This is a genomic window from Bradyrhizobium monzae (assembly GCF_021458635.1).
GTDB lineage: Bacteria > Pseudomonadota > Alphaproteobacteria > Rhizobiales > Xanthobacteraceae > Bradyrhizobium.
In genome coordinates this window covers 517,698-541,382 of sequence record NZ_JAIRDQ010000002.1, presented here as the reverse complement: position 1 = coordinate 541,382, position 23,685 = coordinate 517,698, and the positions used below count along the sequence as shown (strand labels likewise).

Below are 23,685 nucleotides of genomic sequence, written 5' to 3'. Positions count from 1 at the left end.
CGATGCGCGGGTCAGGACTGCAATTGCGCGATGAGATCATTGGCGATCCGCATATCTGCGATACCGGATCCTTCGGTCATCGCGGCGCAAGCCTTCTCCAGAACAGCAAGGGCCTCCGCGCCCTGGTCCCGTCCGATCCTGGCCTGTGCCATGCTGATCGCGCATCGCAACTGCCAGAAGTCTGCGCCCTGCTGCGCGGCCAGATCCATCGCCTCGTGAAAGCAGGCGTCAGCGGCTTCCGATTGCGGTGATTCTCTCAGCATCAGCTCACCCTTAATGCGGAGCAGCTCCGGCAGATACCAGCGTTCCTGCCTGTCGTTGCAACGCGCCAACGCGTTCTCGATCGTGTCGAAGCCGTTGTGGATCTGGTTGGCCCGTCCGAAACACGCTGCGAGTTCGCCAAGCAGGGGAAGAAAGCGCGGCAGGAAGCGCGCATCGCCGGCGCGATTGAGTTCGTCGCGCAACAGCGGCAAGCCCGTCTCGACGTCCGCGCGCCTGGCGACGACCAGGGCGTTGAAAGCGCGGGCCCACAGACCCCAGAGCCGGATGGCGTGGCGATCGGTATGCGCGACCAACTCGGTCCCGTAGCGCTCGGCCGCATCGTAGTCCCCGGCCAGAAAGGCGATCGGGCAGGCGGCCTGTCCGAGCACGCTACAGAACGTCAGCGCGTGGCCGTTGGCGCGGCCTTCATGGATGTTCTGTTCGGCGAGTGCCAGAGCCTGATCCGCATGGCCTTGGAGCCACAGGATGCGGGCGCGGAAATACTGCGTCGACAGCCTGACATCGAGCGGGAAGATCTTTGGTTTCTCGGCCAGCACATGCAGGGAGGCATTCACGCGGTCGATGCGAATTCGGGCCCCGTGCTGGTCGCCGAGATAATGCAGCGCCACGGCGGTCAACCGGTCGCCCAGCATGAGATCGGTCTTGTCGGGTGAACTCGAAGCAGCCTCGGCGAAACGATCGGCGAGCGCGCGCGCCTTGCCGAACGCGCCGTTGTTGAACTGGTCGATGCACAGGCCCCAGAGCGCCCGCAGCCGGAAATCCTTGTCGTCGAGCCTGTCGGCCAGTTCGAGCGTGGCCTCGAGTATAGGGCGGGCCTCGCGCGCGCGTCCCTCGCCATACATCAGCGACCAGCCGAGCGCCGCCAGGAGCTGCATGCGTACGCGCTCGTCGCCGTGGTCGCCGAGCGCGGCAAGTGCCGTCCTGGCGCGCTCGCGACACTCCGAGAACAGCGAAAGACGGATCCAGAGCGTGACCGCCACCGCCGTCAGCGCGATGCCGAGCCGTGCATCGCCATCCGGCGAAAAGGCCCAATCCAGCGCGGCGCGCAGATTGTCCAGCTCCGCGCCATAGACGCCAAGCCAGTCCGACAGTGGCGAGGACGTCTCTGCTTCCGCGCGCTCGAACAGGTCGCGAAAATATTCGGCGTGCCGCTGCACGATCCGCTTGGCTTCGCCGGCCTCGTTCAGCTTGCCGAGCGCGTAAGTGCGCGTGGTATCCAGCAGGCGATAACACAGTGTTCGCGCGCCGGATGGTGCGATCAGCGATTTCGTGACGAGATTATCGATCGCCTCCATGGTCGCCAAGGCACTGAGCCCATCGCCCGACGCGACGGCGGCCGCCGCCTCCGGCGTGAACGGGCCAACGAACACCGACAATCTCCGCAGGATCGCGCTCTCGGATGCGGGAAGAAGGTCGTAGCTCCAGTCGAGCGCGGCGCCGAGCGTCTGGTGTCGCGGGATGGCCGTGCGTCGCCCGCGCCATTGCAGCGAAAACCGGCTGTCGAGCAGGGACGCCGTGCCGGCGATGCCATAGGCATTGACGCGGCCCGCCGCGAGCTCGATCGCGAGTGCGATGCCGTCAAGACGGCGGCAGATGTCGGCCACCAGCGGTGCTTCTTCCGCGCTGAGCTGAAATGGCCCGGAGCTCTGTGCGATGCGTTCGACAAAGAGCTGGGCTGCGGGATAGGCGAGGATTTCGGCCACGGCGAGGTCGTCGCGCCGGGGCGGACAATCCAGCGGAAACAGTCGAAAGATCCGCTCACCCTCGCTGCGAAAGGATTCGCGGCTGGTGGCGAGCACATGCAGGCGCGGCGCCTCGCGAACCAGCCGCTCGACCAGCGGCGCGAGGGTCTCCAGCACGTGCTCGCAACTGTCGAAGATCAGCAGCGTCGGTTTCGCCTGGAGATGGGTCAGCAGGGCCGGAACGGGATCCTCCGCATTGATGGACAGTCCGAGCGTCGATGCGATGGTGATGGCGACGAGTTCGGGCTTCCTCACTGGTCCGAAATCGACAAAGAAGACGTTGCCATCGAAATGGGCCAGCCGGCGATGGCCCACGCTCACGGCCACTGCGGTCTTGCCGATCCCGCCGGGGCCGACCACGGTGACGAAACGATGTTGCGCGAGCCCGGTCGAAATCTTCTCGATGACGTCGTCGCGCCCGATCACCCGGGCGAGCGGCGCGGGAAGCGAACGGGGAAGGGGGACATCAACCGAGGCAGCACGAAGTGCGGGAGCGACCTGGGCGAGTGATGCGACGAAGCAATAGCCGCGCCCGGGGACGTTGACGACATAGCGGGCGGACTTGCCGGTGTCGCCGAGTACCTTGCGCAACGCTGCGATGTGGAAGCGGAGGCTGCCGTCGTCCACATTCACGTCGGCCCAGACACGTTTGACCAGCTCGCGCTTGTCGACGACTTCGCCGGGCCGCTCGGCCAGGAAGATCAGTATGTCGAGCGCGCGGCCTCCGACGTGAAGGTGCGCGCCGTCCCTCTCCAGGAGGCGGGACTTCGGAAACAGTCGAAATGGCCCAAAAGAAATGGCCGAGTCATGGTTGTTATCGTCTGGCACGCACCATCGCCCCCTCGGCAGGGAGTCAAAAACGTTGGACTTTGTCTACCAGAACGAAGCGTACAGTAAACTGGACGAAAGCAGCGGGGATGGCCAACAATCCGATCCCGGCTGCCTTGATCTGTGTCCTGGAGAGAAAATATCGCTTTCTGCTGAAGGACTTAAGCCCGCGCCCGAAACACCCCTCCCAGGAGCTGTCGATCCTGCGCAGGGGGCGCATGTCGCAAAACGGGGGAGACCTCCGTTTTGCGCACGAGCCCCGTCGCCTTGCCGATCGCGCCCGCCATTGACGATGGCCGCAGAGTGCTGCGAAAGGAGTTTCGGGAGCCGGTCCCGCCACGGATCACAATCCGCCCACCTTCGGAATGAGACATGCCCTCCCTCTCGCGGCGACGATTCGTCAATGCAGCCGCATTTGCAGCGACCATCGCCGGATTTCCACGCTGCGGGGGCGCCGCAGGCTATCCCTCCCGTCCCATTCGGCTGGTGATCCCCTACGGGGCCGGCGGCTCGGGTGATGAGATCGGACGTCCCTGGGTGGAGCGGATGTCATCGCAGCTTGGTCCGACTTTCGTCGAGAACATCGGCGGTGCAGGCGGCGCGATCGGGACGACCGCCGTCGCGCGCGATGCGCCCGATGGCTATTCGCTGCTTCTGGGCAATGGCAGCACGCAGGTCATCATTCCACTGACGACGGCAAATCCCAGCTATTCCGTCGGCGACTTCCGGGCGATCTATCGCCTGATCAGCAGTGCGCTGGTTTTTGCCACCCATCCGTCCGTGCCAGCGACAAATCTGCAAGAGCTGATCGCCTACGCCAGGATCAAACCCGGTACGATGTCTTACGGGACACCAGGCATCGGCACCGGAAATCATCTGGTCGGCGAGATGTTCAAGCAGCAGGCGGGCGGGCTGGATATGGTCCACGTTCCCTATCGGGGGATCGCGCAGGCAACCAACGACCTCGTCGCCGGCCAGATATCTCTCATCATTGCCGTCATGTCGGTTCAATTGCTGCAATTGAGTCAGGCCGGCAAGATAAAGCTGCTCGCGGTCACACCCGAGAAGCGGTTGAGCGGCGCGCCGGATATCCCGACCGCTATCGAATCTGGCATGCCCGATCTCAGCTATGAAGGATGGTTCGGCCTGTTCGCGCCGAAGATGACCGAGGATGCGGTCATCGACCGGATCGCGCAGGAGACACGAACCGCGATGGCCGATCCTGCATTGCAGGCGAAGTATCGCGCACAGGGTATGGAGCCGGACAGCGATTCGAGCCCGGACAAGTTTCAGCGAATTGTCGATGCCACCACGGCAAGTCTTGCTCCGGTCATCAAGTCGATCGGGCTTAAGTCGCTGTAGGCGACGTTGTGCCGTCGGGCAAAACACCCCACCAGCCGTCAACCCCTCCCCGCAAAAATATTCCACTTTACCGAAATTCGGAAATGGCGTATGTGTTGCGGCATCCCGGCTCATCCTTGAGGGGCGATCTCGTGTCGTCTTGATTGCGAGCCGGGCTTGCGGTGGACGCGGGCAGCGTTGGGCGCGAGAGGTGCGGGCAGGGCGGGTAGTCCCCGTGAGCCCGAAACCGCGTGTCGACGAGCGGCGCTGTCAGGGTTCGTCTCGCCAGCATTCTCTGGGCAATGTCGACAACGCCTGGAGATAATGCGGCGAACAAACGAGCCGTGCGTACGGCAAAACCGTGTGGTCCTGGCCGTCGTCGCTACGGTCAAGCCTTTGCGGAGGTGCAGGGAGCCCAACCGGGTGAAATGCACGGTCAATTCGCGAGGCGAGGGAGGCCAGAAGGAATTCGGCTCCCGGGAGAGCACGGCATAAGCCGTCAACCCACCGCGCAGGGAAGGCCGAGTGATTGGCACCACCTGTATGCTGCTGTGCGGTTTTCCTGCGCTACACCTTCGCGCAGCGGACCGCGGGTGCGAGGTCAGCACCCGGCCTTCCCTGCGCCCTCTTGGAGAAGAGGGCGGAAAGATCAAGCAAAGCTCCGGCGAATTGCGCTGCGAGGACGCGAACGTGTGTCTGTGCTCGCTATCCAACGGCACTGTACATTTAAGAGTGACGTTGCCGCCTCAGACTCCGTCATTGCGAGCGCAACTCAGAACCGCTTCGCCATTTCGGCAAGGCGGCTGTGGGCAGCGTCGCGGGCGGCGCGGATCGGCTCAATTGGGCCTGTCGTTGGGCCGATCGGCACGAAACGCACGTCGCTGACGCCGATGAAACGAAGCGCCTCGCGCAAGTACGGCGTCGCCATGTCGATGCGGCCGCGGTTCATGCCGGTGGCGAAGTCGCTGCCGGAGGCGAGGATGACGATGGTCGGCCGGTCCTTCAGCAGCGGTAAATAACCCCGCGCCGGATCGAAGCGGAACGTCAGGCCGGGCTGGATGACGATGTCGAACCACTGCTTCAGCTTGTAGGGAATGCCGAAATTCCACATCGGCGTCGAGATCAGCACGCGATCGGCCAGCGAGAAGCGCAACGCCATCCGCTCGGCTTCGGCAAACCTGGCCCGCTCCGCGTCGTTGAAGGCCTGCGCGTTCATCCGTGCATATTTGGCCTCGACGATGGGACCCGCGAATTCCGGCATGCGCTCGTGCCAGAGATCGGCGACGTCGATGTCCCAGTCGGGGCGGGCCTGGCGAAACCCGTCAAGAAAGAGGCGTGCACCGGCGCTCGACTCGGAATCAACGCGCGGGGAGCAGGAGAGGTGCAAAAGCTTCGCCACCGCTCATCCCAGCGCTCTGATGACGGCGTCCGCGCGGGTGACGACGGCAACGTTCTGCATGGCGAAGTTGATCGAGGCCGAGTGCCAGTCGGCATTCATGGTCGAGCAGCAGTCCTCCGGCACGATCATGAAATAGCCCTTGTCGGCGCCGGTGCGCGCGGTGTGCTCGACCGACATGTTGGTCCAGGCGCCGGTGTTGATGATCATGTCGCGGCCGGTGGCCTTCAGGATCGTTTCCAGCCGCGTGCCTTCCCAGGCGCTCATCCGCATCTTCTCGACCACGAAGTCGCCGGGGCGCGGCTCGAGGCCGGAAACCGGTGCAGCCCCCCAGCTGCCGCGCACCATCGCCTTGCTGTCGACGAGGCCCTCGAACAGTGGCGCGTTCAGCGTCACGCCGGGCGCGCCGGGCTCGACCACGAACCAGACATGGATGATGGTGACGCCGCGCGCGCGTGCCGTTTCCGCCAGGCGCCGGACGTTCTCGACGACATGCTGCTGCTTCGCGTGCCCGGGCGCACCGGACTCGGCGAACGCGCCGCCATCCATGATGACGTCGTTCTGAAGGTCCTGGATGATCATGGCGCAGCGGTTTGGATCGAGGCGCAACTCGCCGTCGGCCAGGATCGGCGCCGCAGCGGCGGGGCTGGCGCTCGTGGCGCCGCCACCGCTACGCCTGCCACTCATATAGGGTTCGTGCCGCGGTCCGGCCTTGGTCGGGATGGCGTAAACCGAATGCGTCGAGGTCAGGTACAGCGTGCGGAAATCCGGTCCGCCCCAGGCGAGGTTGGCGACGAGCTCGGGCACGCGAAGCTTTCCAAGCAGCTCGCCGCGCGGCGAGTAGACCCAGACGCCGCCGGGCGCGGTGACCCAGACATTGCCGTGCTGGTCGCACTTCATGCCGTCGGGGAGGCCCGGCTCCAGCTCGGAGCGGATGCCGCTTGCGAACACGCGCGCGTTCGACAGCGTGCCGTCGGCATTGACGTCGAACACGCGCACCAGCGCCTGCACGGTATCGTTGACGTAGAGCAGTTTCTCGTCGGGCGAGAAGCACAGCCCGTTCGGCTGATCGAACAGGGTTCTGTCGACCACCAGCTTGGGCTCGCTGCCGGGCACCACGCGATAAACGCCCTGAAAGCCGAGCTGGCGCGGCCGCTCGACGCCGTAGACCGGCATGCGGCCATACCAGGGATCGGAGAAATAGATCGCACCGGAGGAGTGCACGCAGACGTCGTTCGGGCTGTTGAGCTCCTGTCCGCCAAAGTGCGAGGCCAGCACTTCGCGCCGTCCGTCCGGTCGTTCGCGGATCAGCGACGAGGTCGCGTGCTCGCACACGATCAGATTGAGCTCGGCGTCATAGGTCATGCCGTTGCATTTGTTCGAGGGACGCTTGACCTCGGCGACGCCGCGCCGCGCATCCCAGCGCCGGCGCACGTCGCCCGGCATGTCCGAGAACAGCAGGTAATGATCGACCGGATGCCAGATCGGCCCTTCCGTGAAGTCAAAGCCTGTGCCGACCTGCGCGACGGGCGCGTAAGGATCGATCAGGGTTTCGAATTCCGGGCGCAAAGTGACGTGTGTCATCGGTTGGTCCTCAAAAGCATGATCCGGAAAAGTGTGGAGCGGTTTTCCGACAAGATCATGCGCAGACAAAAAGGCTCAGGCCGGGAACCAGTTGCGCGCGGGCAGGGACTGCACGATCGGTCCCGGGACCTGGTCGTGGAGCCGGCCCACGACATTGCCGCCTTCGATCTTGGCGGGGCGGTCGTGTACCGGCAGCAGGTAGCGCGAGTTGCTGAGCAGCTTTTTGATCGCGGCCTTCTCCGCACGCTTGCTGGTGCCGTGGTTGCCCGTCGTGCGGGGCTCCCAGTCGTGGATCTCGTTGAAGGGCGTGACGATCTGGTCGTTGAAATCGTAGATCACGTCGCCGCAGATGGTGGCGATGCCGTCGGCGGTCTCGACGATGATGTTCATCGAGCCCTCGGTGTGGGCGCCGGCGGCGTCGCAATAGACGCCGGGCATCAGCTCGATCGGGCCGGTGATCTCGAGGTCGAGGAAGCGCAGCGCGCTCTTGGTGTGCAGGCGGTCGATCAGGTGCTTGATGTCGGGTGCGGGATATTGCGGATGCATCAGGCCGGACACCGAATATTCCAGCTCCTTGCGGTTGAGGACGACGGTCGTGTTCATCGGGAACAGATCGTCCTTGCCGGCGTGGTCGATGTGCAGATGGGTATGGCAGACGAAACGGACGTCGCCCATGCGCACGCCGTGGCGCGCGAGCTGGTTCTCGATCATGTTCTCGTGGTACTGCAGGCCGCGCATGCCCAGCGTCTCCATGATCTGGTTGGAGCGATAGCCGGTGTCGACCACGACCGGATATTTGCCGCCGAGGATCAAAAAGCCCAGCGTGAGGACGCGGCGGGTGCGGCCGCAATCGCGGCCGAGCACCAGGAAGCTCGATTCCAGCTCGATATCGCCGTAGTCCAGGATCTTGATCTCCAGCGCCATTCGTTTCCCTCCCTGTTCCGTTTTTATCCGTCAAAGCCGATAGACGCGCGCTGCGGTGCCTCTGAAGATCGCGTCCCGTTGCTCGGCGCTCAGCGGGGCTGTCGCGGCACGAAATGCGTCGACGAGCTCGCGATAGCTGGTCCACAATTTCTCGATCGGGAAATTGGAGCCGAACAGGCAGCGATCGGCGCCGAAGATTGCGACGGTGTCGGTAACCATGGCTGCGATATGCGCGGGGTCGTTGCGGTGGATGAAGGTTCCGAGCCCGGAGAGCTTGGAGACCACGTTCGGACAGGTCGCGAGCCGGGCCATGCCCGCGCGCCAGGCCGCGCGTCCCGCCGGAGAAGGATCTTCGAGCATGCCGGCATGCTGAAGGATGAAAGTCACCTTGGGGCAGGACTCGGCGAGCTGCGCGGCATCCGGCATCTGCGGTGTGAACACCTGCAAGTCGAAGCTCCAGCCGTAATCGGCGAGGCGAGCAATGTTGCGCCTGACCAAGGGATCGATGCAGAGATCGGGCTTTGCGGCGAAACGATAGAGCGGATTCTCGTGCCAATGCAGCTGCATGCGCACGCCGCGCACCAGCGGATAGCGCTTCAGGCGGTCGAGCTGCGGGCGCACGTCGTCCACGGCGAAATTGGCGTAGGCAACGATGGCATGCGGCCAACCTTGCTCGTCGGCGGTCTGCTGCACCCAGGCGGCTTCGTCCTCGAAACGATCGTTGGCCCAGTTGGTCTGGACATAGACCGAGCGGGTGACGCCGCTACCCCTGAGGTCGTCGAGATATTCCAGCATCGGATAGTCGCGCCGAATGGCCTCGTAGGGTCCAAAGATGCGGGGCTGCATCGGGCCGACCAGCCAGGGCAGGTCGGCCTGCCGCCAGATATGATGATGGCCGTCGACAATCTCGGTCACGCAACTCTCCTTCGTCCCAATGCCAGCACATGCGCGACGATGGACGCGCTCGATCCACCGTCGACGAGATCGTCGACGAAGCGCTCGATGGCGATGAGCGCTTCAGTCTGCGGACGAAAGCCCGGGCCCGCCGCGAGCGGCGTCAGCCAGCTGACGCGCCAGGCCCGCCGCGATAGCTTTGCGACCGCATCGCGCAGCGCGTCGGGCTCGCCGCGCTCCAGTCCGTCCGAGACGACGACAACGGCTGCTCCACGCGCATATCCGCCGAAGCGGGGGACAGCCAGGAAAGCCTGCAGCGCGTCGCCGATCCGGGTGCCGCCGTCCCAGTCGCTGACGAGATGGGCAGCCGCGCTCAAGGCCTGCTCGCGGCGCTTCAGCCGCAACGCACGGGTGACCCGGGTCAGCCGCGTGCCGAAGGTGAAGACCTCGACGTTTGGCGCCGCCTGCACCAGCGCATGGGCTAACTTCATGTTGTCTTCGGTGCGGGTCTTCATCGAACCGGAGACGTCGATCAGCAGCAGGAATTTTCGCGGGCGTTGGCGCCGCTTCATGTGGCCGAGCCGCAGGATTTCGCCGTCGCTCCGGACGGAGTCGCGTAAGGTGCGGCGGAGATCGGCGAAGGGGCCGCGGCGGGCGCGCATGCGGCGATGGCCACGCCGCCGCGGTAGGCGCCGGGGGGCCTCACGCGACAGGCGGCGAAGCGCATCTGTCGTGGAAAGCTGCGCAAAGCGGCGCTCGACGAGCGCCTCGGTGCGGGTCGCAGTCAGGCCGGACTCATTGGCGTCGTCGGAGAGAAGCGGCTCCTCGTCGCCGCGACCTTCCTCCTGGAGCCGGACGGTCTCGTCGTCCTCGCCGTCATCAACGCGCTCCAGCGCTTCGCTGCCGCGGAAGTGGAGGTCGAATAACCGGTTGAAGGTCGCGCGGCGCTCGGGTGGCGGAGCCAGGGTGGCCAGTGCGGCCTGCCTGATGTCCCCGAGGTCACGCGGGCCGAGCAGCTCGATTGCGGTGAGGAACGCGGTGGTCTGCTCCGGGGCGACGGCAAAGCTGTTGGCGCGCAGGAGTGCAACGAAGGAGACGAAGATGCGCGCCGCGCGCGGAAGCTCGGGCTCGGTGCTCATGCGGTGGCCTCCGCGAGCAGGGCGTCGAGCCGGGGGGAGATGAAGTGCAGATCCTCCTCGTCCTTGAGCGCCACGCCGATCGAGCGCTTGAACGCGTCGGGCCAGCGCGCGCCGCCCTTGTTGAGCAATGTCGCGGCTTCGGCCCAGTCGACGGCCTCGGCAATGCCCGGTGCCTTGCTGAGCGGCTCGCGCCGGAGCCTGCCGACGGCCGCGACGACGGCCCGCGCGGTCGCCTCCGCAACGCTGGAGGCCCGCAGCATGATGATGCGCGCTTCGCGCTCTTCGGTGGGATAATCGATCCAGTGGTAGACACAGCGGCGGCGCAAGGCTTCGTGCAGATCACGCGTCCGGTTCGATGTCAGCACGACGACAGGGCGCTCGGCGGCGCGTACCGTGCCGCGCTCGGGGATAGAGATCTGGAAGTCGGACAGGAATTCGAGCAGGAAGGCCTCGAATTCCTGGTCGGCGCGGTCGATTTCGTCGATGAGCAGCACGGTCGAGTCCGGCGCACGCAGCGCCGCCAGCATGGGACGCTCGATCAGAAACGTCTCGCCATAGATATCGATGCTCTCGTCGCCGGCCTGGCGGATCGCGAGCATCTGGCGCGGGTAGTTCCATTCGTAGAGCGCCGCGGAGGCGTCGATACCCTCGTAGCATTGCAGGCGGATCAGCCGGCGGCCGAGCACGGCGGCGATGGCCTTCGCCGCTTCCGTCTTGCCGACACCCGGCGCGCCCTCGAGCAGCAGCGGCTTGCCGAGCGCGAGGCCGAGATAGGCGGCGGTCGCGAGACCCTCGTCGGCCAGGTAATAGGCCGCGCGCAACGCCTTCTCCAGCGCCTCCGGGCTGTCGATGCCAACGATGTTGCTGCGGACCGCCATGAACCAAAACCCCTAGCGCCGCGCCTGCGGCCGCGCGCCGCCCTGGGCCTTGATCGCGCGCAGCACTTTTTCAGGCGTAATCGGCAGATCGTCGATGCGCACGCCGACCGCGTTGAAGATTGCGTTGGCGACTGCCGGCAGAACCGGGTTGGCGCACATCTCGCCGGGACCCTTGGCGCCGAACGGACCGTCGGGCGCAGGGCGCTCCAGCACCGCGATGTCATGCGGGCAGATGTCGCCGGGGCCGGGCATCAGATATTCAACGAAATCGCGCGGGCCGTGCACGGGCTCGGGGTAATAAGGCTCCGGCGTTTCGTAGAGCGCATGGCTGACGCCCATCCAGGCGCCCCCGACGAGTTGCTGCTCGACCAGGCGCGGATTGAGCGCGCGGCCGAGCTCATAGGCCGAGTCCATCCGGACCATCGCGACCTCGCCGGTCTCGTCGTCGACATCGACCTCGGCGACGAGGCAGGCATGGGCGTAGCAGGTCGCGGGCGACATCTCGCCGGTCTCCGGATTGACCTCGGAGAGCGGCACCAGGAAGATGCCGCGGCCCGAGATGGTCTTGCCCTGCTTGAACTGCGCGGCGATCGCGACGTCCTTGGTCGAAATCGAGCGGTGCGGCGCGCCCTTGACGTGGATATTGCCGCGCCCGTCGGTATCGAGATCGGCGGCGTTGACTTCGAGTTCCTCGGCCGCGGCTTCCATCATGACGCCGCGCGCCTCGCGGGCCGCCGCCATCACCGCGTTGCCGACGCGATGCGTGCCGCGCGAGGCGAACGAACCCATGCAGTGCGGGCCCGTGTCGGAATCTGCTGTGTCGACATAGACGTCCTCGACCGGCACGCCGAGCGTCTCCGCGCAGATCTGCCGAGTCACCGACTTCATGCCCTGACCGAGGTCGATGGACGACAGCGCCACGGTGAACTTGCCGCTCGGGTTGGAATGCACCAGCGCCTGGCTGGGGTCGCCGCCGAGATTCATGCCGATGGGATAGTTGATCGACGCCATGCCGCGTCCGCGATGCCGGGTCATCTAGCGCCTCCTGGTGCCAAAGACGGAGGAGAAGCGGGTCGCGCCATGCGACGGCGCAGTCGGCCGTGGCGGAGCCGGTGGTGGCGGTGGCTCGCGTGGCGGTTCGCGGGTGGCGGTCGGCGGCGGCCGGTCGTAGCTGGTGCGTTGCTGGACCGGCGCGGTGGACCTCGCGCGCGAAGAATCCGTCGGTGTTGGTGGGATCACGGCGCGACTGCCGCCGCCGTCCTTGCGCGAGGAGGCCCGCTTGAACTCCTCACGAAGCGGCCACTTGGCTTTCTCGGCTGCGACCTGGACGCATTCGATCAGAGCTGTGTTTTTCGCTTCGCGCCGGTGCGCCTTCATGTCGCCGTCGCGATAGGCGTTGAGGATCCGGAATTCCATCGGATCCATGTTGACGAGGTGCGCCAGCTTGTCCATTTGGCACTCGATCGCAAAGTCCATCGCGGTGACGCCGAAACCGCGCATGGCGGTTGCCGGCGTGCGGTTGGTGAAGACGCAATAGACGTCGCCATAGACGTTGGGGATGGTGTAGGGGCCGGGCAAATGCGCCGCGCATTTCACGGCGGCGTAGCTGGACAGCCGGGTATAGGCGCCGCTGTCGAAGTAGCATCGGATCTTTCGCGCGACGACGCGGCCGTCACGCATCACGCCGTCCTTGATGTAGATGCGCTCGGCGCCGCGCGGCGGGCCGTATTGCATCTCCTCCTCGCGGCCGAATACGTAGCGTACGGGTCGCCCGGTCAGCATCGCGCCGAGGATGGCGAGCGGCTCGGTCAGGGTGTCCACCTTGCCACCAAAGCCGCCGCCGACCGTGCCGCCGATGAAGTGGAAGGTGTTGGACGGCACGTCCAGGATCTTGGCGCAGGTATCGACAGAGAAGAACAACGCCTGCGTCGAGGTGTAGACCACATAACGGCCGTTGGTATCCGGCGCCGCGATGGCACCGTTGGTCTCGGTCGGGGCGTGCTCGATCGGCGACATCTGGTAGCGCTGCTCCAGCACGTGGTCGGCGGTCGCAAGCGCCGCGTCGGCATCGCCGAAGCGCAGTCTCTGGTGATCGTAGGTCTCGTGATAGGTGAACGTGTTTTTTGGATAGGTCTCGTTGACGACGGGGGCACCGGGTTTCAGCGCGTCCTCGACGTCGAACACGGCTGTGAGCGGTTCGTAGTCGACTTTGACCTTGGCGATTGCCTCGAAGGCCTCGCGCTCGCTGTCGGCCACGATGGCGACGATCGGCTCGCCCTTGTAGCGGACCTTGTCGACCGCGAGCGACGGCTCGTCGTCCTTGCCGAAATTGATCAGGCTCAGAAGCGTGTTCAGATTGACCGGCACGTCGGCGCCGCCGATGATGCGGCGTACGCCGGCCGAGCGCTCCGCCTCAGTGGTGTCGATCCGGCGAATCCTTGCGTGGGCCTGCGTCGAGCGGACCACCTTCAGGTGCAGCATGCCCTGCAGTTTGTGGTCGTTGAAATAACTGGACGTGCCCGTGACATGGCCGAGCATGTCCTGGCGCTGGGTACCCTTGCCGATCTCCTTCAGATTGTCGTCGCGCTCGTCAGCGAAGATGTCCTTGCGCAGTTCCAGCATGGTCGCGTTCCCTTAGGCGCTGACCCGGCCGCCGGCGGCGGCGAGGATGGCATTGATGATCGGCTCGTAGCCGGTGCAGCGGCAGATGTTGCCGGAGATGGCTTCAATGACCTCGTCGCGGCTGGGCGAGGGATTGCGGTCGAGCAGGGCTTTCGCGGCCATCAGCATGCCCGGCGTGCAATAGCCGCATTGGGCGGCAAATTGGTCGGCGAAGGCGCGCTGCAGCGGATGCAGGTTCGGGCCCTGCTTCATGCCGTCGAGCGTCTCGATGCTGCGGCCAGCGACAGTTTCCGCCAGCGTCAGGCAGGAGAGGTGCAGCTCGCCGTCGATCAGCACGCTGCAGGTGCCGCAGCCGCCCTGGCCGCAGCCGAATTTCGGCGTCATGTCGCCGATCAGCTCGCGCAGCGCGACCAGGAGATTGGTGCCGCCGTCGACGAAGATCGCGACGTCGCGGCCATTGTGACGAAACTGCAGGGGTATCTTGGACATGAGGCTCTATTCCTGACCGGACAGCAGACGGCGCAGATGCACGCCGACGATTTCGCGGCGATACCAGGCGCTGCCGAGCGCGTTGTCGGATGGCGATGTACCTTCAGTGGCGGCGGATGCCGCTGCCGCAATAGTCGCGGCATCCAGCGAGCGGCCCTCCAGCGCCCGTTCGGCGGCGCGGGCACGGATTTGGGTCGGTGCCATCGAGCCCAGTGCGATCCGCGCGCCTGCGATCCGGCCGCCGCTGATCGGCAGAAGCGCGGCCAGCGTGATGACCGAACCGCCCTTCGGCTTGATCCGTGCGATCTTGCGATAGCGGAACGCCTCGCTGCTGGCCGGCCGGGTGCAGGAGACCGACAAGACCAATGTTCCGGCCTGTCGCTCGCGCGCCTGCAAGAACTCCTCGATCGGGATGTCGCGCGAGCCGAAGCCGCCCGCGACGGCAACGGTGGCATCGAGCGCCAGCAGCGCGACGGTGAAATCGCCATAAGGGTTCGGGGCGAAGAGATTGCCGCCGACAGTCCCCATGTTGCGCACGGCGGGGCCGCCGATCGAGCGGGCGGGGACGTGGAGGAAGCCGAGATCGCGTTCGGCAAGGACGCGCGCGAAGGTGACGCCGGCGCCCACCGTGATGCGCGGGCCGGAGGCATCGATCCGGGTCAGCGCTTGGTCCTGAGCGCGAACGACGGTCGAGATCGACACATCGCCTTCGTTGAGTGCCCGCATCACCAGGGTGCCGCCGCCGAGATAACGCGCGCTGCGATCCGAGGACAGCGCGCCCGCCGCCTCGCTGGCACTGGCGAAAGTCTTCACTGTCACGGCCATCTAGGCGGTCTCCCTCAGATGCCGCCGGATCGCCTCGAACCCGGCTTGATAAATATCTTCGGCGACCATGTGCGTGATGCGGTCCCTGTCCTCGGGCCTGGTCGTGAAGCGCGACTCCCAATGCCAGAACGTGCGATCGCCGTCGGTGACCGGCAGCAGGCGGACATGAGCGACGTAGTTGAACATCGGGATCGGCGTATCGAGCAGGCAATAGCTGAAGCTCTGCTCGAGGTCGGACAGCGCCAGCAATTGCTCGCGCAGCTCGGCGCCGTCCTTCAGCTTGAACCGCCTGACGCAGCCGATCTTGTCGGAGGCGTGCGCGCGCTCGATCGAGGACGTCGCGACCGCCGGATGCCAGCGGTCGTGCCCGTTGAAATCGCGCAGCACCGACCACGCCGCATCGGTCGGCGCGTCCAGGACGGTGCTCTTGACGATATGCGGCACGGCTCTCAGCCTCCGAACACGCGCTTCAGCGCGTCAAAACCGCCCTGGAATACGCCGCCGCCGATATTGCCGACGAGTTCGGTCTCCCGCTCGGGCGCGCAGTCGAACTCGGCGGTCCATTCCACAAAAGTCTGGTCGCCGTCGGTGACGGGTGTCAGCCGCAAGGTCGCGACGTAGTTCTCGACGCCCATCGGGGATTCCAGGATCGAATAGGTGCAGAACATGTCGTAGTCGGAGAGCCCCAACAGTTTTTCGCGGATGCGGTCGCCATTGCGTAGGCGAAAATCGCGCACACATCCGATCTTGTCCGAAGGTTCGCCGCCCTCGATGCGGCTTTCGGCGATCGCAGGGTGCCAGTTCGGCAGTCCGTTGAAATCGCGCACCCGCGCCCAGACGCGGTCGTTGCGCGCGTTGACGACGGTTGAGACGTAGACGCGGGGCATGGCTTTGACCTCAGCTCTTCTTCCGCGGACCGCGCTCGGCCGGCGGCTCGCCACCGCCCTCAGCCGCAGGCGGAGACGCCGCCGGCTTGTCGCCGCTACCGCCACTCTTGCGTGCGGACTCCTTGATGCCCTGCATGTCGCGGGCTTCGCGGATCAGGCCCGGCATTTTTGCGAGGCTGCCGCCCTCGACACCGATGTCCGCGAGAAGCGAGTCGATCAGCGGCGCCTGCACACGGTAGCGCAGCGCCGAATCGATCACCTCGTCGGTAGCGCTGCGGCCGCCATTGCCACCGCCGCCATTGCCGTTGAGGCCATCCACCTGGAGGATGCGGATGCCTTCGATCTTCTCCATTGGTTTGACGCTCTCCCGCACGATGCCCTCGATGCGGTCGAGCAGCTTGCGGCGGAACAGCGAGTAGCGCGCCTGATCGGTGAGCACGTTCTCGGCCTCGTTGAGCATCCGCTGCGCCTCGGCTTCGACCGCGGCACGGACGCGCTCAGCCTCGGCGGCAATCCGCGTCTCCTCGGCCTGTTTCTCGGCGATCATGACTTCGACCGTTCTGCGGCGTTTGGCGATCTCGCTCTCGCGCGCGGTGATGACGCGCTCGGTCGCCTCAGTGGCCCGCATCCGCGCTTCCTCCGCCATCGCCTTGGCGGCGGACTCTTCCAGCGACTTCTGGTGGATCGCGATTGCCTTCTCCATCAGGACGGTCTCGACCTCTTTCTCACGATTGACCTCGAGCTTGCGCAGCTCGCGCTCGCGGCCGACGCGGGCCTCGTCGAGACCGCGGTCGGAGGCAATGCGGGCGCGCTCGACCTCCTCGCGCGAAGCAATCTCGGCCTCCTGCAGCGACTGGACCCGGGCGACCTCGAGCTGCTCGATCGCGCGCCGGCGCTCGAGGCGGGCGGCTTCGAGGGCCTGCTCGCGCGAGACGTCGGTGGTCTCGACCTCCTTGCGGGCAACGATCTCGGCCTGCCGGACCTGGCGGTCGGCATCGATCCGCTCGGACTTTTTGGCGGAGAGGGCGATGACGCGGTCCTCGTCGGCGATCTCGATCGCCTTCTTCTGCTCGATATTGAGCACCTCGCGCTTCTTGGACGAGTTGATGCGCTCAGCCTCCAGCGCGAGATCGACGGTAATGCGCTGGCGCTCGATGGCGTCGCGCCGCTTCAGCTCGGCGGCTTCCAGAACCCCGGTGCGCTCGATTTCCAGCGAACGGGTGTCGCGCTCGGCCTGAATTCGCTCGGCGGCGACGGTCTTTTCCTGGGCGATGCGGGCTGCCTCGATCGCTTCGCGGGAAGCGATGTCGGCTTCCTCGACGGCGCGGTTGCGGGCGATTTCCAGCGAGCGGACGCGCTCTTCCTGGGCGATGCGCGAGGCTTCAGTGGTCTCGCGTGCGGCAATGCCGGCAACTTCGAGCGTCTGGTTGCGCTCGATCTCCAACTGTCTTGTGTTCTGCTCGGCGGCGATGCGCTCGGCGGCGAGCGTCCGCTCGCGGGCGATGCGGGCCGCCTCGACGGCGCGCTGCGCCTCGATCTCGGCCTCCTGGATGGTGCGGACCTGCTGGATCTCCAGCGCGCGGGTGCGCTCGTCAGACGAGATGCGCTCAACATTGACGATCAGCGTTTGGGCGATGCGCGCCTTCTCGGTGGCTTCGCGGGCCGCGATCTCGGCCTCGTCGACGGCGCGGGTGCGCTCGATCTCGCGGCGCCGCGTCTCCTCTTCATTGGCGATGCGGGCGTCGGTGATGACACGGTCCTGCTGGATCCGAGCCTTCTCGATCGCTTCGCGCGCGGCGATCTCGGCTTCCTCGACGGTGCGCATCCGCTCGATCTCGCGCTGGCGGACCTCGCGTTCCGATGCAATCCGCGTCGTGTCGATCGAGCGCTGGTTGGCGATCCGGGTCTTCTCGATATCCTCGCGGGCCAGCAATTCCTTCTCTTCGATGGTACGGGTGCGCTCGATCTCCTTCTGGCGGGTCTCGCGCTCGGAGGCGATGCGAGCCTCGGCGATGGCCTGCTCATTGGCGATCCGGGAGCGCTCAATGGCTTCACGCGCCGAAATCTGGGCCTGCTCCGCCTCGGTCTCGCGCAGCGCGCGCTCGCGGGCGACTTCGGTGCGTTGAAGCGCGCGGCGCATCTCGATATCGCGTTCCTGCTCCAGCCGCGCGGTCTCGCTCTCGCGCTCGATCTCAAGCGCCTGACGCTCGGCTTCCAGATTGCGGGTTCGGATCTTGATCATCGAGTCCTGCTCGATGTCGTTGCGCAGCTTGCGTCGGGCCTCGATGTCCTCCATCAGCCGGGTCAAGCCTTCGGCGTCGAAGCGGTTCGAGGGGTTGAAGAATTCGAGGTCGGTTTGGTCGAGATCGGTGATGGCGACGGACTCGAGCTCAAGACCGTTCTGGGCGAGAGCCTCGGCCGCATTGGTCTTGACGCGCACGACATAGTCGCCGCGCCGTTCGTGCATCTCTTCGAGGGTCATTTCGGATGCGACCGAGCGGATCGCGGAAATGAACTTGCCGGCAAGCAACGCGTGGAGCTGTTCCGGTTCCATGGTGCGGCGGCCGAGCGTCGCGGCGGCGATCGAGACGGCTTCGCGGGTGGCCTGAACTCGGACGTAGAAGTCGGCCTCGATATCGACGCGCATCCGGTCACGGGTGATCACCGCGTCCTGCCGAGAGCGCACGATACCCATCGGCAGCACGTTCATGTTGACCGGCGTGTAATCGTGAATGAACGGCAGCACGAAGGCGCCGCCGTTGATCACCACGCGTTCGCCGAGGAAACCGGTCCGGACGAACGACACCTCCTTGGAGGAACGGTGATAGAGCCAGTTGACGATGTAGACGCCAACCACGATCACGATAACAGCGACGATCAGCCAGAGAATGAGCTCGCCGACCAGGATCCCTGACATGTTTGCCTCCCTCGATCTTACAGGCGTTATCGCGCGCCGATCGCCTTGAATTTGCGTACCTGTTCCGTCAGCGCCCGCTCCACGGGCAGCCGCTCCATCGAGGAGGCGCCGTAGAAGCCGTGGCAGTAGCGGGTGTTCTTCATGATGAAATCGGCATCCGCCGGATCCGCAATCGGGCCACCATGGGCGAGCACCAAGATGTCCGGATTGACGCTGAGCGCCGCCGAAGCCCAGGTGTCGATACGCGCCGGGCAGTCCTTGAGCTTGGGCGCGGTCTGCGCGCCGATCGTGCCGCCGGTGGTGAGCCCGAGATGGCAGACGATGATATCGGCGCCGGCGATCGCCATCGCCGCGGCTTCTTTCTCGCTGAAGACGTAGGGCGTCGTCAGCAAATCCTTCTCGCGCGCCTTGGCGATCATGTCGATCTCCAGCGCGTACGACATGCCGGTCTCTTCGAGATTGGCGCGGAACACGCCGTCGATCAGGCCGACGGTCGGGAAGTTCTGCACGCCGGCGAAGCCGAGGGCTTTGAGCTGGTCGAGGAATACATCCATGTCGCGGAACGGATCGGTGCCGTTGACGCCGGCGAGCACCGGCGTCTTGCTGACCACCGGCAATACTTCGCCGGCCATCTCCAGCACGATGGCGTTGGCGTCGCCATAGGGCATCAGCCCGGCAAGAGAGCCACGGCCGGCCATGCGGTAGCGGCCGGAATTGTAGATCACGATGAGATCGACGCCGCCGGCTTCCTCGCATTTGGCCGACAGGCCGGTGCCGGCGCCGCCGCCGACGATCGGCTCGCCGCGTTTCGCCATCTCGCGAAACCGCTTCAACAAGGTAGCGCGTTCAAACCGGGCCATCGGTCACCTCGCTAGTCTCCGGCGCGCCCCGGCGCGTCCGAACAGCGTCCGGAACGCAGCTGTGATGGTCGAGGCGAACTCGGGATCGTTGATGTTTTGCTTGACGCGGATCAGTTGGCGGTTGCCTGTCGCACGCACCGTGCGCTCCAACGTGCGGAACAGGGCGGCGTCGGCCTCGCTATCCCAGAACGGCTGGCCGCGGGCATCGAGCGCGGAGACGCCCCCCTCGGGCAGGAAGAAGCGCACCGGCCCATCCATCTGGTTGAGCCGCTCGCCGATCCAGCGGCCCATGCGCTCGTTCTCTTCCACTGTCGTCCGCATCAGCGTCACTTGCGGATTGTGGACGTGGAATTTGCGGCCGCGATAGCGCTCGGGGATGGTGTCGGGCGCGCCGAAATTGACCATGTCGAGCGCGCCGACCGAGCCGATATAGGGCAGGCGAGCCCGAATGATCGCGCCAAAGCGATCCTCAGTCGCCGGAAAGACCCCGCCCATCAGGAGGTCGCAGATCTCGGTGGTGGTGAGATCGATCACGCCGGCGATCTGGTCGGAGTCGACCAGCTTCTCCATCGAGCGGCCACCGACGCCGGTGGCGTGGAAGACGAGGCATTCGAAGTCGTCACGCAGATCGGCCGCGATCTTCTGTACCGCCGGCGTGGTGACGCCGAACATGGTTATGCCGACCGACGGCAGCCCGGCGCTCGCCGCTCGCTCTTTGGCCTCGCGCTGGTCGAGCCGCCCCTTGACCATGCCGGCGAGCGCGTTGGCACCGTTCGACAGCACCGCGCGCGAGATCGAATTGAGGCCCTGCACGTCGGTGACCGAATACATCATGGTGATGTCGGCGGGACCCACATAGGGCGCGACGTCGCCCGAAGCGACCGATGAGATGATCAGCTTCGGCACGCCGACGGGGAGGGTGCGCATTCCCGGCGCGACCAGTGATGCCGCGCCCGAACCGCCAGCGGAAATCACGCCGGCAATATTGCCCTGCCGCTTGATCCAATTGGCGAACGCCTCGGCCATCGCGGTGACTGCAGCACCGCGGTCCGGGCCGAACACGGCCGAGCCGCCGCGACCATGGTTCAGCGCGATCTCCTGCGCAGAGACGTCGCAGGTTGCGTGCTTGCCGCTGGTGGAGACGTCGACCAGCCGCGTGCGCAGGCCGCCTTCCATGATGATGTCGCGGATGAAGCGGAGTTCCGTCCCCTTGGTGTCGAGCGTGCCGACGACCAGCACGACCGGCGGCCCGGAGGTCTGCGCCGTCACCGGCTCGCGCTTGCGCCTTGCGGTTTCGTCGAGGCGGGCGACCTGCGTCGATTGCGTGCGCGCGGCGGCCTCGATGCGTCCGATCGGGACCGGTTGTGACCAGCGCGTTGGGGGGGCGGGGTTGGAGATATAGACGCGGATCGGGCCGCTGGTGCGTGCAGGCTGAGGGACCGGCTTTGCGTCGCCGCCGGCAGTCGGCGCATCGATTTCGGGTTCGAGCTCGGCGTGCAGTCCGACGCCGAGCAGACGCTGCTGCAGTTCGCGGTCGGCGGACAGTCGCCCAGAGTCGATGATGCGGTTGATGCGGCCGTTGACCATGATCGCGACATTGCGCGAGATCGCGGTGGCGACGCCGATGTTCTGCTCGATCACGAGCACGGACATGTCGCCGTCCTCGCCGAGCTGCAGCAGCATTTCCTCGACCTGGGCGACGATGACGGGCGCAAGCCCCTCGGTCGGCTCGTCCATGATCAGCAGCTGCGGATTTGTCAGCAGCGCGCGCGAGATTGCGAGCATCTGCTGCTCGCCGCCGGAGAGCTGGCCGCCGCCATGGTCCTTGCGTTCGGCGAGCCGCGGAAAGGTGTCGTAGATGCGCTCGACGGTCCAGGTGCCTGACCGCATCCCGCCGGCAAGCCGCAGATGTTCGTCGACGCTGAGAGAGCGCCAGAGTCGCCGGCCCTGCGGCACATAGCCGACGCCGAGCCGCGCGATATGCGCGGGTGGGCGCCGCGTGATGTCCTCGCCGCGGACGCGGATCGAGCCGCCACTGACCGGTACCAGGCCCATGATCGCCTTGCACAGCGTGGTCTTGCCCATGCCGTTGCGGCCCACGACCGAGAACACGCCGGCGTCGAGTGAGAGATCGACGCCCTGCAGCGCGTGCGAATGGCCGTAATAGACGTCGAGGGCTCGGACCTCGAGCGCTGCGGCGGAGCGGCGGACATCACTCATGGCCGGCTCCGAGATAAAGCTCTTGCACCTCGGGGTCGGACTGGATCTCCTCCGGCACGCCTTCCTTGAAGATGCGGCCGTTGTGCATCATCGTCACGCTCTCGACGACGCGCAGCGCCACGTCCATGTCGTGCTCGATAATGATGTAGCCGATATGCGCCGGGAGCGAGGTCAGGATCTCGACCAGCTCGGCCCGCTCGGTCGGTGACAGACCGGCGGCCGGCTCGTCGAACAACACGAACCGAGGGGCGCCCGCCAGCGCCAGCGCGATTTCGAGCTGGCGCTGCTGGCCGTGTGCGAGCTCCGCGACGCGTTGATCCTTCACAGCGGCGAGGTGCACGGCTTGCACGAGACCGTCGGCCGCGTGCATCAGCGCATCGTTCTGGCCGGGACGCAGGAACGAGAAGCGGCCGCGCGAGACGCCGCGGCAGGCGAGGTAGACATTGTCCTGGACGGTGAGGCCGGGGAACAGCGCGGAGATCTGATAGGTCCGCCGCAGCCCACGGCGGATGCGCTCATAGGGCGGGAAGTGCGTGACGTCCTCGCCGAAGAAGCGGATCGTGCCTGATGTCGGCGGGAAGTCGCCGGTGATGCAGTTGAACAGCGTGGTCTTGCCGGCGCCGTTGGAGCCGAGCACCGCGCGCCGCTCGCCGGGGCGCACGGTGATGGTGACGTCGGTCAGCGCCGCCAGCGCGCCGAACAGCCGCGTGACGCCGCGCAGCTCGAGGGCTGCACCGGCACCGACAGCGGAGAGGCGCTGAGCGACGCTATCCATGGCCGCGCCCTCCGCCCGGGTGATCTGACCTCGGACGTTGGCTCTGGCGCCAGCGTTGCCACAGGCCGATCACACCGTCCGACGACCAGAACACGATGGCGAGGAAGCCGAGCCCGATCAGCAGCCGGAACCGGTTGCCGTCGAGTCCGATCTTGACCAGGAAGTCGAGCGCAAACGTGCGCAGGAGGACGAAGACGAGTGCGCCGATATAGGGACCGATCGGGCGGGTAATGCCGCCGACGACGGCGATGATGAGGACGTCGATGCAGGCGCCGACGCTGACCGAGCCCGGCGAGATCTGGCGGTAGTTCCAGACCTGCAGCACGCCTGCGAGGCCTGCGATGAAGGACGCCACCGCATAGGCCGCGACGCGGTGCGCGTTGACGTTGAAGCCGAGTGCGGCCATGCGGCGCGGATTGTCGCGTACGCCCTGCAGCGCCAGGCCGAACGGCGCGCGTGAGATGTAGTCGACGGCGAAGTAGCAGATCGCAGCGACTGCGAGCACGACATAGTAGAAGGGAATATCCCAGCGCCAGTCGACGCCCCAGAAGTGCGGCGTCGAAACATTGTTGATGCCGGTGTGGCCGTTGAAGATCGCCCAATTCTGGTTGGTGAAGTAGTAGAAGGCGGCACCGATCGCGAGCGTGATCATGATGGTGTAGATGCCCTCGGTCCGCACCGCGAGCGCGCCGCCGAGGGTGCCGAAGATGGTCGCAAGCGTCAGCGCCATCGGCACCGCCAGCCACCACGGCCAGCCTAGGCTGATATTGGCGTTGCCGCTGACGCCGAACACCGCGACCATGTAGGCGGCAAAGCCCGCGATGGTGAGCTGCATCAGGCTGACCATGCCGCCGTAGCCGGCCAGGAACATCAGGCTGAGTGCGATGGTGCCGAGGATCAGCGTCGTCGCAAAAATCTCGATCAGGAAGAAGCCGTTGGCGATCAGCGGCATGATCAGGAGGATGACGGCCACGATCCAGGCTGCGGGATTGTTGATGTCGGGCCAGCCGCGTACGGCCGGGCGCTGTGCCGTGGCGGCGGGCTTGTGAATCTGGACGCGGGCGTCGTGGGTGACCGACATG

Annotated in this window: 20 protein-coding genes; 2 read left to right on the top strand and 18 right to left on the bottom strand. The window is 66.0% G+C overall.

Annotation, left to right across the window (positions count from 1 at the left end):
• Positions 1–11 precede the first annotated feature (11 nt).
• Positions 12–2,852, bottom strand: a complete 2,841-nt coding sequence (locus tag K3F49_RS11680) for an ATP-binding protein (protein WP_234681062.1) — start codon at positions 2,850–2,852, stop codon at positions 12–14.
• Positions 2,853–2,941: 89 nt separating this feature from the next.
• Between K3F49_RS11680 and K3F49_RS11675 the strand changes: the two genes are divergently transcribed.
• The gene (locus K3F49_RS11675; protein ID WP_234681061.1) at positions 2,942–3,142 is read left to right on the top strand and encodes a hypothetical protein; all 201 of its coding nucleotides are present in this window, start codon (positions 2,942–2,944) and stop codon (positions 3,140–3,142) included.
• Positions 3,143–3,224: 82 nt separating this feature from the next.
• Positions 3,225–4,214, top strand: coding sequence for a Bug family tripartite tricarboxylate transporter substrate binding protein (locus K3F49_RS11670; protein WP_234681060.1), 990 nt, complete (start codon positions 3,225–3,227; stop codon positions 4,212–4,214).
• Positions 4,215–4,965: 751 nt separating this feature from the next.
• Here K3F49_RS11670 and K3F49_RS11665 read toward each other — a convergent pair.
• From K3F49_RS11665 to K3F49_RS11585, 17 genes are all read right to left on the bottom strand, one after another.
• On the bottom strand, positions 4,966–5,592 hold the full coding sequence (locus K3F49_RS11665; RefSeq protein WP_234681059.1) for an FMN-dependent NADH-azoreductase: 627 nt from the start codon (positions 5,590–5,592) through the stop codon (positions 4,966–4,968).
• A gap of 3 nt (positions 5,593–5,595) precedes the next feature.
• A complete protein-coding gene (locus tag K3F49_RS11660; protein ID WP_234681058.1) occupies positions 5,596–7,173 on the bottom strand; it encodes an isochorismatase family protein in 1,578 nt (525 codons plus the stop codon).
• Between the two features lie 75 nt (positions 7,174–7,248).
• Complete coding sequence (locus tag K3F49_RS11655; RefSeq protein WP_212300604.1) at positions 7,249–8,097, bottom strand: MBL fold metallo-hydrolase; 849 nt, start codon at positions 8,095–8,097, stop codon at positions 7,249–7,251.
• A 30-nt stretch (positions 8,098–8,127) separates the two neighbouring features.
• On the bottom strand, positions 8,128–9,012 hold the full coding sequence (locus K3F49_RS11650; RefSeq protein ID WP_234681057.1) for an amidohydrolase family protein: 885 nt from the start codon (positions 9,010–9,012) through the stop codon (positions 8,128–8,130).
• Positions 9,009–10,130 carry a vWA domain-containing protein gene (locus K3F49_RS11645; protein ID WP_234681056.1) on the bottom strand — a complete coding sequence of 374 codons (1,122 nt, stop codon included), beginning with the start codon at positions 10,128–10,130 and terminating at the stop codon, positions 9,009–9,011. Before K3F49_RS11645 ends, K3F49_RS11650 begins: the two co-directional genes overlap by 4 nt.
• Complete coding sequence (locus K3F49_RS11640; RefSeq protein WP_234681055.1) at positions 10,127–11,008, bottom strand: AAA family ATPase; 882 nt, start codon at positions 11,006–11,008, stop codon at positions 10,127–10,129. Before K3F49_RS11640 ends, K3F49_RS11645 begins: the two co-directional genes overlap by 4 nt.
• Before the next feature lie 12 nt (positions 11,009–11,020).
• The gene (locus K3F49_RS11635) at positions 11,021–12,043 is read right to left on the bottom strand and encodes a xanthine dehydrogenase family protein molybdopterin-binding subunit (RefSeq protein WP_234681054.1); all 1,023 of its coding nucleotides are present in this window, start codon (positions 12,041–12,043) and stop codon (positions 11,021–11,023) included.
• On the bottom strand, positions 12,044–13,630 hold the full coding sequence (locus K3F49_RS11630) for a xanthine dehydrogenase family protein molybdopterin-binding subunit (RefSeq protein ID WP_234681053.1): 1,587 nt from the start codon (positions 13,628–13,630) through the stop codon (positions 12,044–12,046).
• A gap of 12 nt (positions 13,631–13,642) precedes the next feature.
• The gene (locus K3F49_RS11625) at positions 13,643–14,119 is read right to left on the bottom strand and encodes a (2Fe-2S)-binding protein (protein ID WP_234681052.1); all 477 of its coding nucleotides are present in this window, start codon (positions 14,117–14,119) and stop codon (positions 13,643–13,645) included.
• A 6-nt stretch (positions 14,120–14,125) separates the two neighbouring features.
• Positions 14,126–14,944, bottom strand: coding sequence for an FAD binding domain-containing protein (locus K3F49_RS11620; protein WP_234681051.1), 819 nt, complete (start codon positions 14,942–14,944; stop codon positions 14,126–14,128).
• Positions 14,945–15,388: an SRPBCC family protein gene (locus K3F49_RS11615; protein WP_234681050.1), complete on the bottom strand. Its 444-nt coding sequence runs from the start codon at positions 15,386–15,388 to the stop codon at positions 14,945–14,947.
• Between the two features lie 5 nt (positions 15,389–15,393).
• On the bottom strand, positions 15,394–15,831 hold the full coding sequence (locus tag K3F49_RS11610; RefSeq protein ID WP_015686997.1) for an SRPBCC family protein: 438 nt from the start codon (positions 15,829–15,831) through the stop codon (positions 15,394–15,396).
• A gap of 10 nt (positions 15,832–15,841) precedes the next feature.
• Positions 15,842–18,748 carry a flotillin family protein gene (locus K3F49_RS11605; protein WP_234681049.1) on the bottom strand — a complete coding sequence of 969 codons (2,907 nt, stop codon included), beginning with the start codon at positions 18,746–18,748 and terminating at the stop codon, positions 15,842–15,844.
• 26 nt (positions 18,749–18,774) lie between these two features.
• Positions 18,775–19,608 carry a phosphoenolpyruvate hydrolase family protein gene (locus K3F49_RS11600; RefSeq protein ID WP_234681048.1) on the bottom strand — a complete coding sequence of 278 codons (834 nt, stop codon included), beginning with the start codon at positions 19,606–19,608 and terminating at the stop codon, positions 18,775–18,777.
• Between the two features lie 3 nt (positions 19,609–19,611).
• Positions 19,612–21,828, bottom strand: a complete 2,217-nt coding sequence (locus tag K3F49_RS11595; RefSeq protein ID WP_234681047.1) for an ABC transporter permease — start codon at positions 21,826–21,828, stop codon at positions 19,612–19,614.
• Complete coding sequence (locus K3F49_RS11590; protein WP_234681046.1) at positions 21,821–22,603, bottom strand: ABC transporter ATP-binding protein; 783 nt, start codon at positions 22,601–22,603, stop codon at positions 21,821–21,823. The genes K3F49_RS11595 and K3F49_RS11590 overlap by 8 nt, the downstream gene beginning before the upstream one ends.
• Positions 22,596–23,684, bottom strand: a complete 1,089-nt coding sequence (locus K3F49_RS11585) for a branched-chain amino acid ABC transporter permease (protein ID WP_234681045.1) — start codon at positions 23,682–23,684, stop codon at positions 22,596–22,598. The genes K3F49_RS11590 and K3F49_RS11585 overlap by 8 nt, the downstream gene beginning before the upstream one ends.
• Between the last annotated feature and the right edge of the window lies 1 nt (position 23,685).

Excerpts from the sequence above, each read along its gene's own strand:
- K3F49_RS11675 (WP_234681061.1), top strand. The coding sequence starts at position 2,942 with ATGGCCAACAATCCGATCCCGGCTGCCTTGATCTGTGTCCTGGAGAGA.
- K3F49_RS11670 (WP_234681060.1), top strand. The coding sequence starts at position 3,225 with ATGCCCTCCCTCTCGCGGCGACGATTCGTCAATGCAGCCGCATTTGCA.
- K3F49_RS11660 (WP_234681058.1), bottom strand. The coding sequence starts at position 7,173 with ATGACACACGTCACTTTGCGCCCGGAATTCGAAACCCTGATCGATCCT.
- K3F49_RS11655 (WP_212300604.1), bottom strand. The coding sequence starts at position 8,097 with ATGGCGCTGGAGATCAAGATCCTGGACTACGGCGATATCGAGCTGGAA.
- K3F49_RS11645 (WP_234681056.1), bottom strand. The coding sequence starts at position 10,130 with ATGAGCACCGAGCCCGAGCTTCCGCGCGCGGCGCGCATCTTCGTCTCC.
- K3F49_RS11640 (WP_234681055.1), bottom strand. The coding sequence starts at position 11,008 with ATGGCGGTCCGCAGCAACATCGTTGGCATCGACAGCCCGGAGGCGCTG.
- K3F49_RS11635 (WP_234681054.1), bottom strand. The coding sequence starts at position 12,043 with ATGACCCGGCATCGCGGACGCGGCATGGCGTCGATCAACTATCCCATC.
- K3F49_RS11630 (WP_234681053.1), bottom strand. The coding sequence starts at position 13,630 with ATGCTGGAACTGCGCAAGGACATCTTCGCTGACGAGCGCGACGACAAT.
- K3F49_RS11625 (WP_234681052.1), bottom strand. The coding sequence starts at position 14,119 with ATGTCCAAGATACCCCTGCAGTTTCGTCACAATGGCCGCGACGTCGCG.
- K3F49_RS11620 (WP_234681051.1), bottom strand. The coding sequence starts at position 14,944 with ATGGCCGTGACAGTGAAGACTTTCGCCAGTGCCAGCGAGGCGGCGGGC.
- K3F49_RS11610 (WP_015686997.1), bottom strand. The coding sequence starts at position 15,831 with ATGCCCCGCGTCTACGTCTCAACCGTCGTCAACGCGCGCAACGACCGC.
- K3F49_RS11605 (WP_234681049.1), bottom strand. The coding sequence starts at position 18,748 with ATGTCAGGGATCCTGGTCGGCGAGCTCATTCTCTGGCTGATCGTCGCT.
- K3F49_RS11600 (WP_234681048.1), bottom strand. The coding sequence starts at position 19,608 with ATGGCCCGGTTTGAACGCGCTACCTTGTTGAAGCGGTTTCGCGAGATG.
- K3F49_RS11595 (WP_234681047.1), bottom strand. The coding sequence starts at position 21,828 with ATGAGTGATGTCCGCCGCTCCGCCGCAGCGCTCGAGGTCCGAGCCCTC.
- K3F49_RS11590 (WP_234681046.1), bottom strand. The coding sequence starts at position 22,603 with ATGGATAGCGTCGCTCAGCGCCTCTCCGCTGTCGGTGCCGGTGCAGCC.
- K3F49_RS11585 (WP_234681045.1), bottom strand. The coding sequence starts at position 23,684 with ATGTCGGTCACCCACGACGCCCGCGTCCAGATTCACAAGCCCGCCGCC.